The organism is Calditrichota bacterium (assembly GCA_013151735.1).
Classification (GTDB): Bacteria; Zhuqueibacterota; JdFR-76; order JdFR-76; family BMS3Abin05; genus BMS3Abin05.
Map to the genome: position 1 here is coordinate 1 of JAADHR010000147.1, position 10411 is coordinate 10411.

At 49.4% G+C, this 10411-nt stretch carries 8 protein-coding genes; all 8 read left to right on the forward strand.

Annotation, left to right across the window (positions count from 1 at the left end; translation table 11 throughout):
- On the forward strand, nucleotides 1-2116 hold a 2116-nt coding region (locus GXO76_10765; GenBank protein NOY78336.1), incomplete at its 5' end, for a T9SS type A sorting domain-containing protein.
- 453 nt (nucleotides 2117-2569) lie between these two features.
- Nucleotides 2570-3355: a polysaccharide export protein gene (locus GXO76_10770; GenBank protein NOY78337.1), complete on the forward strand. Its 786-nt coding sequence runs from the start codon at nucleotides 2570-2572 to the stop codon at nucleotides 3353-3355.
- A gap of 4 nt (nucleotides 3356-3359) precedes the next feature.
- On the forward strand, nucleotides 3360-4067 hold the full coding sequence (locus GXO76_10775) for a hypothetical protein (protein NOY78338.1): 708 nt from the start codon (nucleotides 3360-3362) through the stop codon (nucleotides 4065-4067).
- Between the two features lie 74 nt (nucleotides 4068-4141).
- Nucleotides 4142-5317, forward strand: coding sequence for a hypothetical protein (locus tag GXO76_10780; protein NOY78339.1), 1176 nt, complete (start codon nucleotides 4142-4144; stop codon nucleotides 5315-5317).
- 266 nt (nucleotides 5318-5583) lie between these two features.
- Entirely contained in the window at nucleotides 5584-6594 is a 1011-nt protein-coding gene (locus tag GXO76_10785) for a Gfo/Idh/MocA family oxidoreductase (GenBank protein NOY78340.1), read from the forward strand.
- Nucleotides 6595-6620: 26 nt separating this feature from the next.
- Entirely contained in the window at nucleotides 6621-7373 is a 753-nt protein-coding gene (locus tag GXO76_10790) for an N-acetyltransferase (protein ID NOY78341.1), read from the forward strand.
- 108 nt (nucleotides 7374-7481) lie between these two features.
- Nucleotides 7482-8561, forward strand: coding sequence for a UDP-N-acetylglucosamine 2-epimerase (non-hydrolyzing) (gene wecB / locus GXO76_10795; protein NOY78342.1), 1080 nt, complete (start codon nucleotides 7482-7484; stop codon nucleotides 8559-8561).
- On the forward strand, nucleotides 8548-10272 hold the full coding sequence (locus GXO76_10800; protein ID NOY78343.1) for a capsule assembly Wzi family protein: 1725 nt from the start codon (nucleotides 8548-8550) through the stop codon (nucleotides 10270-10272). The genes wecB and GXO76_10800 overlap by 14 nt, the downstream gene beginning before the upstream one ends.
- Nucleotides 10273-10411: the final 139 nt, after the last annotated feature.

Here is a 10411-nt window from a genome sequence, read left to right on the forward strand (position 1 = left end):
GGCTTCCGTGAAAAACACGTCCAATTACACAATTGAACCTGCCGTTGCGATTCAATCCATTGATTTGAATCGGGATTCCACCCAAGTTACATTGCATACGGAGCAGCATCACATAAACGTCCGCTACACGTTAAAAATATCCCACGTAAAAAATCACAATGGGGTGGCCATCGCATCCACCTACCAGACCAATTATGAGTTTACAGACACGACCCCGCCCTCGGTTGTTTCGGTAGACAAGGCCTCGTTGACAAAGCTGGTGATTCATTTTAGTGAAGCCCTCAATCCTTATGCGGCATCTCAGGTTTCAAACTATTCCATATCGCCGTCGGTTTCCATCCTTCAGGTAAAATTGGATTCCACCAATCAGGTGGTCACATTGATTACGAATCCCCATCATTATGAAACCGATTATGAATTAACGATCGCAAATATCGAGGACGCCTACCACAATAAAATGCAGTCGCCTTACCATTTTTCGTATCGGTTTGAAGATAAACAGCCCCCTTTTCTGACCAACTTTCAATTGATCAATCGCCAGACCATTTTAATGGAATTCAGCGAGCCCGTTGACCGAACCTCGGCAACAGACAGCAGGAACTACAAAATTGAGCCAACTGTGGCGATTCAATCCGTTGAATTGAAAAACGATCAAAAAACAGTGGTCGTTCACACGGCAGAGCATGAATTTTCAACCACATATCGCCTGACGTTTCAAAACATTCAGGATATCAATGGGAATGCGATGCAAATTCCCTACATTCTTATTTACACCTATTCAGATGTCTCTCCCCCGTCGGTTGTCAAAGTGAAAGCCATTGATCCGTACACATTGGGGGTTGAGTTCAGTGAGAAAATGAATTACCAATCCATTAAAGATAAATCTCACTATTCAATCCAGCCGTATGTGGAAATCCTGAGTGTGGATGTGGACACATCTCTGAAAAAGGTGGTTCTCAATACGCGAAAACACCTTCTCGGCCAAACGTACACATTGACGGTCCGCGAGGTGAAAGATCTCAATCAAAACACCATTGCGGCTCCCTTTGAGTATGAATACAATTTTAGTGATAAACTGCCTCCCTATGTGGTGCAGGTTAATCTTCTGGACCGGCAGCGGGTTCAGCTCATTTTTAGCGAACCGATGGACCCCGATGCCATCGGTGATGTGGCCAACTACGCAGTGAGCCCGGACATTCGCATTTACCGCGTCGATGTGGATTCCACCCACACGCAGGTGGTCTTGTACACGGCCACCCATGAGCTCGGTGTGGCCTACAGCCTTTCCTTTGAAGGTATTCATGACCTGGCCGGGAATTCCCTGCCGCCCAATTATTCTATTTCTTACCGGTTTGCCCAGCCGGTTCAGGTAACCGGGCTAAACCGTGGAAACTATCAATTAACACCGGTCCAGACCGGTGAGGCGTATTATGTCGATCGTGACTACAAAATTCAATCGATACCCAGAGAGCTTCAATCGGCGGTGTGGCTTAAAACGGCGAATAATGACAAATTCAGCACAGGCAGTGATTTTCTGGAATTTACCATTAATCAGCAGGCCGATCTTTTTGTCGGATATGATACCCGGCTGAAGACGCTTCCAAACTGGCTGGCCAGTTGGGACACGACTCAATATCGGATTGTGGATGAGCACGCCGATACCTTTCAGGTGTACCACATGGTTCACGACAGCGGACGCGTGGTTCTCGGAGGAAATTACGGCACGGATCAAAGCAACATGTATCTTGTTCTTTTAAAAGGACGAAGTGACGGTACGGTACGCTATCCGGATCCCCCGCAGAAACCCGGAGACACGACGCCCAAAACTCACATTCCCGAAACGATTGTGTTGAATCAGAACTATCCCAATCCCTTTAATCCTACAACCATTATCAGCTTTAGCCTCGCCAAGGAAGATACGGTACAGATTGACATTTTTAACCTTTCCGGCCAGATGGTTCAATCCTTCCGCCTGGGAGCGCTTCCGGCCGGCACGACACGCATTGTGTGGGATGCTACCAACGCCGCGGGCGAACCTGTCAGCAGCGGCGTCTACCTCTATCGGCTCCGCACCAATCATGCCGTTCAGACAAAAAAGATGCTTCTCGTGCGGTGAGCCCAACTTACAGAAAGAGGGCAGGCGTTCATTCATCTCCTGCCCCTGTTTTTTGCTTCCTCCCTTTTAAATATTCAAAATAGTGATTGATTCATAGTTGTTTTTTTCATAAATTATAAAGATTTTTGGATAATTTTCCATCCTTTGTGTCTGCTCGGCGTGTTGAAGAGGTTGCGGCAAAACTGGAGTCATTCGTATTTTAGGCGATTATTTAACTAGGGGGTAGACGATTTGATGTTAAGAAATTGCTTTGATTCATCACCACACGTTACTGTAGTGGAAAGTGTACCCGAAAACTGAAACGGTTCAATGTTGATTAACGTTCCTTTTTTAAACCGGCGAAAAAGTAATGGGGGTTTTCCGAATGGCTTTTGGCCATTGCGGCACGTTGTTTCGGCGGGAGTGCTTTCTGCCTCCTTGTTTTTAGTCCCGCTTTTTTGGGCAGCTAATCTAATGGCTCAGCAAACGGGCGGGAACCCTGCTTATCGGTATCCGCTGCTCTCGCGATCGTTCGAGGGCGCGATTTCTGCCGAAACCTATGTGCTTGGGCCGGGCGATGTTTTACTTTACTCGCTCTGGGGAGACAAAAGTGTTTCATTCACATTGCCTGTAACCCCGCAGGGGAAGCTGATCCTGCCCAATATTGGCGAATTTGAAGCCAGCGGCAAAACACTGGCAGCGATTAAAGCCGATTTGGACGCACATATTCAAAAGGTGTTTACTTCCCGTTCAACAAGCCTGATTTTAAAAACCGTGCGGACGTTTCGCGTCCACGTGGTGGGAGAAGTCAAACATCCGGGGGATGTTGTGGTTTCTGCGATCGACCGGGTTTCGGATGCCATTGCCCTGGCGGGTGGTTTAACCCAAAAATCATCTTTTCGAAATATTCGGGTCATTGCTCAAAATGGAGAAAAAATACGCGTCGATCTTTTGGAATACGATCGAATAGGAGATCTCTCTGCTAACCCCACGCTGCGCGACGGCGACATCGTCAGGGTGCCGGTGGCTTCGCACCGGATCACTGTATCGGGTGCCGTTTTGCGCCCTGCAGATTTTGAGTGGGTTCCCGGCGAAACGGTGGCGGAGGCTATCCGACTGGCGGGAGGGTTGTGCTTCTCCGGATTCCATCACTGTTGCACGCTTTCTTCCAGATGGTCACACAATTCAGCGCCTGTATATTTCAACCACCGATTCCACGGCTCCGGTCTTCTGGAAAAATTTCAAACTGCTTTCGGATGATCGCGTGTACGTTCGTGAGATGCAGCTCTGGCACAGAAAGCGGGGTGTGAGGATTTCGGGCGAGGTTTTGTACCCCGGAAACTACGCCATCAACAAGGGACAGGCGCACCTGAAGGATCTGATCAGACGGGCGGGCGGATTTACACCGGAGGCTTCCCTAATTGAAGCGAAGGTCATTCGCGGGGATCGGCAGTCGCGGCTCGATCCGGAATTTGAGCGTCTGAAAAAAATGCAGGTTTCCGAGATGACCGAGATGGAATATGAGTATTTTAAGCTGAAATCCCGCGAAATCTCGGGCCGGATGTCGGTGGATTTTGTTCGGTTGTTCGTCATGGGCGATTCCACTCAAAATATTCTGCTTCGCGATGGGGATCACATTATTGTTCCTCGCCGGAAAAATTTCGTCCGGGTGTCCGGCCAGGTACTTTTCCCGGGGAATGTTATTTATCACCCGGCATGGAAAATAAAAGATTACATTCGGTACACCGGAGGATTTAACTGGAATGCCCGGAAAAGCAAGATCCGGATTATTCGCGCAAAAACCGGTGAGTGGTTGAAGCCCAAACAGGTCAAACAGTTGGTGCCCGGCGATGTGATCTGGGTTCCGGAGAAGCCGGTTCGCGACTACTGGAAACTCTTCAGAGAAATTATGCTGGCGGCGTCTCAGGCGGCAACCGTTTACCTGGTCGTCAAAAATGCCATGGGGAAATAGGAAGCTAAACGGCTGATAAAAAATCTCTTTAAAAAACGCGCGTGAATGATTTGAGTTAAATAATTTGGAATCACATGGAATTGAATCTTTTGGATTATTTTATTGTTTTATTTCGGCGAAAATGGTTGATTGTAGGCTGGGTAGCTGCCGCAATGATTTTTTTCTACGGGATCAGCTTTTTTCTTCCTAAATGGTATCAGGCCCGTACCAGTGTTCTTCCCCCCGCACAGGATGTGTCATCCAGCTATTTACAGATGGTTTCCCAAATGCCGCTTCAAGGGTTTTTGCCGACAGCCAGCCCGCAGCAATCCAAGATATTTTTGCAGATGCTGCAAAGCCGAACGCTAAAAGAACGCCTGATTCAACGGTTCGACCTTCAAAAGCGATGGAAACAAAAAAGTCTTGAAAAAACGCTGAGAGCCCTTTCATCCCGAACGGATATGATGGACACCCGTAACGGAATGATTATTCTTCAGGTGAAAGCCCGGTCTCCCCAATTGGCTGCTCGTCTGGCAAACGGATACATCGAGGAATTGGACCGGCTGAATCGGGAAAAGATGATTTCCAGGGCAAAGAATGCCCGCATTTACATCGCCCGCCAGATTGATTCTGTTCAGGTGGAGCTTCGAAAAGCCTCAGCCGAACTGGCAGATTTTCAGAAAAGCCACAAAGCCATCAGCCTGCCGGATCAAATGAAAGAGGCAATCAAGGAAGCCGGGCAGCTAAAAGGGCAGATTGTTGCAAAGAAGGTGGAATACGAGGTTCTCCGAAAAACAATGAAACCCAACAATCCGAAATTGCAATTTCTTCTGTCCGAAATTCAGGCTCTGCAAAAGCAGTATGAAACGATTCAATTTGGAGGGGACCGGCCGCTTACTCAACGGAAAGAGTTTTTCATCGCTTTTTCTGAAGCGCCGGAAGTCGGCATCCAGCTGGCAGCCCTGACCCGGCGTACCCGGATTCTGGAAAGTGTTTTTCAACTGTTGAATCAACAGTATTATCGGGCGAAAATCGAAGAAGCCAAAACGACGCCCACCGTGCAGACTTTGGACAAAGCCCGCGTGCCGGAACGCAAGTGTTGTCCCAGTCGTCTGCTCATTGCCTTTACGGGGGGATTTGTAACCTTTGTGCTTCTTGTTTTCTTTTTGTGGACGAGCGAATATTTGAAAGATTTGCAGCGGCAAAATCCGGAAGAATTCCAGCGCTGGGAAAAACTAAAGCGGGCACTTCGCCTGTTCCCGGGTTCCTGAGGCGACAATGGGCTGGAATCTTACCGAAATGGCTTGTAACAAAATAAGATCAACAAGTTGTGATAAAAATTAATTTGCCATTAACATGGGGTCGCTTTACAATCAATTGAAAAATAGGCTTTTACACAATATTTCTCTGTAATTGACTCTCCCTTCTTCTCCCTCCCTTAAAAAGGGAGGAGGAGCGAGGGGGTGGGTTGAAAAAAAAGTTAAATAATAAAATCCGATTTTTTTAATGCTTTCTAATAAACAGAAAGGGGTACTACATGGGACTGAAATTTGCCCAAATTGGGGTAGGTAATTGGGGGAAAAATATTTTTCGGAATTTTTATGACCTGCCAGATGTCGAAATGGTCAGGGCTTCCGACCTAAACGACAAGATTCTGAAAGGGATTGCATCCAATTATCCTGAGGTGAAAACAACAAAGGATGCGGCATCGATTTTAAATGATCCGAAAATCGATGCGGTTGTAATCGCTACGGTACCGGAAACCCATTTTGAATTGGCTCGTCAGGCTTTGGAAAATGGCAAACACGTGTTTGTTGAGAAGCCGATGACGCTGGTGTCTCACGAGAGTGAAAAACTGGTGGAATTGGCAGAGAAGAAGAATCTTAAGCTCATGGTGGGACATATTCTGGAGTACCACCCGGCGTACCTGAAGGTCAAAGAATATCTGGATTCGGGGGAATTGGGAGAGGTTCGTTACCTGTACTCCACGCGTGTCAACCTCGGCGTGGTTCGGAAAAAGGAAAATGCCCTCTGGAGTCTGGCTCCTCACGATATTTCCATTGCACTGATGCTGCTGGGGAAAAATCCCTCCCGGGTTGTCTGCACCGGGCAATCCTACCTGCAGCCGGGGATTGAGGATGTGGCGTTTGCCACTGTCCATTTCCCCGATGGCAAAATGGCTCAGCTCCATGTGAGCTGGCTGGATCCCCACAAAATCCGGAAACTGACGGTGGTGGGGTCCAAAAAAATGGTGGTGCTGGACGATATGGAATCCACCGAAAAGATCCGTCTTTATGACAAGGGGGTGGAATTCAAGGAGGATTTTACGGGCTACCAGGAGGCCCTGACGCTTCGGGTCGGTGATATTCACATCCCAAAATTAACCATGCAGGAACCTTTAAAATTGGAATGCCAGCACTTTGTGGATGCAATTTTGAATGATACTCAGCCCCGGAGCAACGGCTTTGACGGTCTGCAGGTGGTAAAGATTTTGGAAGCAGCGGACAAGTCGCTGAAAAATCACGGCGAGCCGGTGGAAATTAGGTGACCATAAAAAACTGGGAGATAACGTAAATGGAGCATTTCATAGATCCGACAGCAAAAATTGGTGAAGGCACAACTCTGGGCCAAAATGTGGTGGTGGAAGCAAATGTGCAAATCGGTTCGGATTGTCAGATTGGGCACAATGTTGTCATCCACGAGGGCTCAATTATTGGCAATAATGTGCGCATTGATGACCAAACCGTGGTGGGCAAACAACCCATGCGTTCCAAACGAAGCATCTTCAAGGATGAAAAAAAACTACCTCCTGCAAAAATCGGAGACGATTGCCTGATTGGTGCCGGTGTGGTGGTGTACGCCGGCTGCGAAATGGCTAACAACGTGCTGATTGCGGACACAGCCGCTGTGCGCGAAAATGTGACGGTCGGCGAGTACACCATTATCGGCCGCGGCGCGACAGTGGAAAATTTCACCACCATCGGGAAAAAATGCAAGCTGGAAACGGGATGCTACATTACGGCTTATTCCGTGGTGGAGGATTACTGCTTCATTGCTCCCAAAGTGACCACAACCAATGACAATTTTCTGGGCCGCACGGAGGAACGTTTCAAGCATTTTAAGGGCGTCACGGTGCGCAAGGGCGGCCGCATTGGCGGCGGTGCTGTGATTTTGCCCGGTAAGGAAATCGGTGAAGATGCCGTGGTGGCAGCCGGTTCGGTGGTTACCAAAAACATTCCCCCGCGGCAGGTGTGGGCGGGAATTCCGGCGAAATATTTCGGCGACACGCCCGAAGAACAACTTCTGGAAAACCAGGGCTGGGATTAAAAAAACCATATCCGCGAAACACGCGAAAAGTTTGCTGCCGGGACAAGAGTCTTGGTGGCGCTTATTTTTTGTGTGTTTCTTTTGGAATAAATTATTCGGAGTAGTACATTGAAAATTCTCTCCATTGTCGGGGCGCGGCCCCAATTTGTGAAGGCCGCCCCTGTTTCTCGGGCCATTCGGAAAAAACATGTGGAAATCCTACTGCACACCGGCCAGCACTACGATGAAAATATGTCCCGGATCTTCTTTGACGATCTGGGCATTCCCCGGCCGGATGTCAATCTGGAAATCGGCTCGGAGTCCCATGCTGTGCAAACAGCCCGAATGCTGGAAGGGATTGAAGCCGTTTTGTTAGACGTTCGTCCGGATGCTGTTCTGGTGTACGGCGACACCAATTCCACCATTGCCGGGGCACTGGCGGCTACCAAGCTGCACATTCCGGTAGCGCACGTGGAAGCCGGCCTGCGCAGCTTTAACTGGGATATGCCGGAGGAGATCAACCGGGTGCTGACGGATCGGATTTCGCGCTGGCTGTTTTGTCCCACGCAAACGGCCGTTGCCCATCTGAAAAACGAAGGCCGAACGGAAGGCGTTTATCTGACCGGCGACGTTATGTACGATGCCCTTCTGCAGTTCAGTGTCCTTGCCGAAACCCGTCCCTCGCCGCTCAAACGCTTTCATCTTGAAGAAAAAGCCTATTCTTTGGCTACCGTTCATCGTCCGGCCAACACGGACAATCCGGACAATCTGCGTGCCATTGTGGACGCGTTTCTGGAAAGCGGTGAACCCATCCTGTTTCCGGTTCACCCGCGCACGCGGAAATTTCTGGCTGCCTATGGACTGGACAAAAAAATTCAGGCCGCAAAAACGCTGATTCTGACGGAACCGCTCAGCTACCTGGACATGCTGGTTTTGGAAAAACACGCCAAAAAGATTTTAACCGACTCCGGCGGCATTCAGAAAGAAGCCTACCTCTGGGGAGTGCCCTGCGTGACTCTGCGTGAGGAAACCGAGTGGACGGAGACAGTGGAAGAGGGGTGGAATCGTCTGGTGGGGGCTCGCCACGATGAAATCCTGGAAGCCATCGCCGATTTTCATCCTTCCAATCCCCGGCAGTTTTCGTACGGCGACGGACAGGCCAGCGAAAAAATGGTCCGGATTCTGGAGGAAGCGCTTGAAACGACTTAGCACAGGATTCGCGGTGACCCTTTTGCTCTTTGGGTTTTTCGGCACGGCTCGTCCGCAAAGTCCCTCGTACCCGTTGAATCACTGGGTATACGATTTTTTGGAACGAATGGAAGTAAAGGGCGTGGTACGTCCCGTTTTTGACGGTACCCGTCCCCTGTCCCGTGGAGAAATCGCGGACTATTTGAAAGAGATCTACCTCAATTCTGCTGCCTACAGCTGCCTGAATTCCGTCGAAAAACAAGAGCTTGCTTATTTGGCAGTTGAGTTTCGTGAATATCTGCCCAAATCGCTTCCTGTACCGGTTTCCAAAGAGGCGCCACGCCTCATGCGCTTACGGCGCTGGAACGTCTTTGGGAAGGTGTTTCCCCATCTGCTGTACACCAACGGGCGCAATCTTTTTACCTATTCGGATGAGACGTTTTCTGCGTTTTTGGACCCCGTTTTATACGGGAAAAATTTTACGGCACAGACGGACACCGGTACGCGCCGCGATTTTCGGGAATCGCACGGAATCACGGCCTGGGGGCTCTGGGGAAACCACCTGAGTTTTTTCTTTGATTTTCGGGATTCCAAGGTTTGGGGTACACGCACGTACCCGCCCAATGTAAGCTTCAGTTTACCCGGAACCGGCTATGCAGAAGGGTTCGGGCACTACGCCTATTTTGACGAAACCCGGGCAGGTCTGGTTGTGGGGGGCCGCCACTGGCGGCTGTTGGTTGGGAAGGAACGCAACGCCTGGGGACCCGGACACTGGGGGAATTTGGCCCTGTCCGCCAATCCTACCTCCTACGATCAGGTGAAATTTCAGCTTCGATTTCGCAAATTCAAATTCACCTCCATTGCAGGCATTTTGCGGCCCTGGCCCGATCTGGTGGCGTATTCCTATTTTACCGGCTATTTTCAGCGGAATGTGTGGGCCCACAAGTATTTGGCCGCGCACCGCCTGGAAATGGCTCCATTTCGCTTTTTGAAACTTGGCATTCACGAGGTGCTCATCTACGGTGATCGCAATCCGGAACTGGCCTATCTGAATCCCGTAAATTTTTACTGGTCGGCGGAACACAATTTGGGCGATCAGGACAACAGTACGCTGGGGGCGACGATTGAACTCTTTCCGGGGTTTTCGTCAAAACTGTACGGGGAGTTGTTTTTGGATGATTTGAAAACTTCCAGGCTTGGAACCGGATGGTACGGAAACAAGTGGGCCGTGCTGGCAGGCCTTTTTCGGGCGGATGTTTTCAATGTTCCCAACCTGGATTTTCGAATTGAGGTGGCCAAAATTCGTCCTTACGTGTACACCCATCGCTACCCCATTAATGTATACGAGCATTTCGTGACCCCTCTGGGACATTGGGCAGGTCCCAATTCGGAAACCCTGGATGCGGCACTCACGTGGCGGCTTTCCCGCTGGTTGGTAACCGGGGGAGAGGTTCAATTCTGGAAACACGGGGCCAATCCCGATGATCAGAACGTGGGTGGGGATATCACGTTACCGCATCGGGCGATTGACCCGACGGAGGTTCACTTTTTCGAGGGAGAGGTCGAAAAAAGAACAGACGCCCGACTTTTTTGCTCGTACGAATGGTTCCGGAATTTCGTCACCCGGGCGGAAGTGCGATGGGCGAATGAAGAAAATGTGCTTTTAAATTCAGGCAAACGGGGCAATTTAAAAAGCATCGGTGGATTTTTTTCGGTAGGATTTAATTTTTGAAGGAAATGCCACAGATTCACGGATTGAATATGCCAATTTCTTAAGAAATATTTTTGCAGAAGGATCAAACAAAGAGCAGGGGAATTCATAATTTGTGAAATAGTGGCTTAAAAAGATGCCACTGATTCACGGATTGAAA

Coding starts and splice junctions, on each gene's coding strand:
- GXO76_10785 (NOY78340.1), top strand. CDS start 5,584: ATGGGACTGAAATTTGCCCAAATTGGGGTAGGTAATTGGGGGAAAAAT.
- GXO76_10790 (NOY78341.1), top strand. CDS start 6,621: ATGGAGCATTTCATAGATCCGACAGCAAAAATTGGTGAAGGCACAACT.
- GXO76_10770 (NOY78337.1), top strand. CDS start 2,570: ATGGCTCAGCAAACGGGCGGGAACCCTGCTTATCGGTATCCGCTGCTC.
- GXO76_10780 (NOY78339.1), top strand. CDS start 4,142: ATGGAATTGAATCTTTTGGATTATTTTATTGTTTTATTTCGGCGAAAA.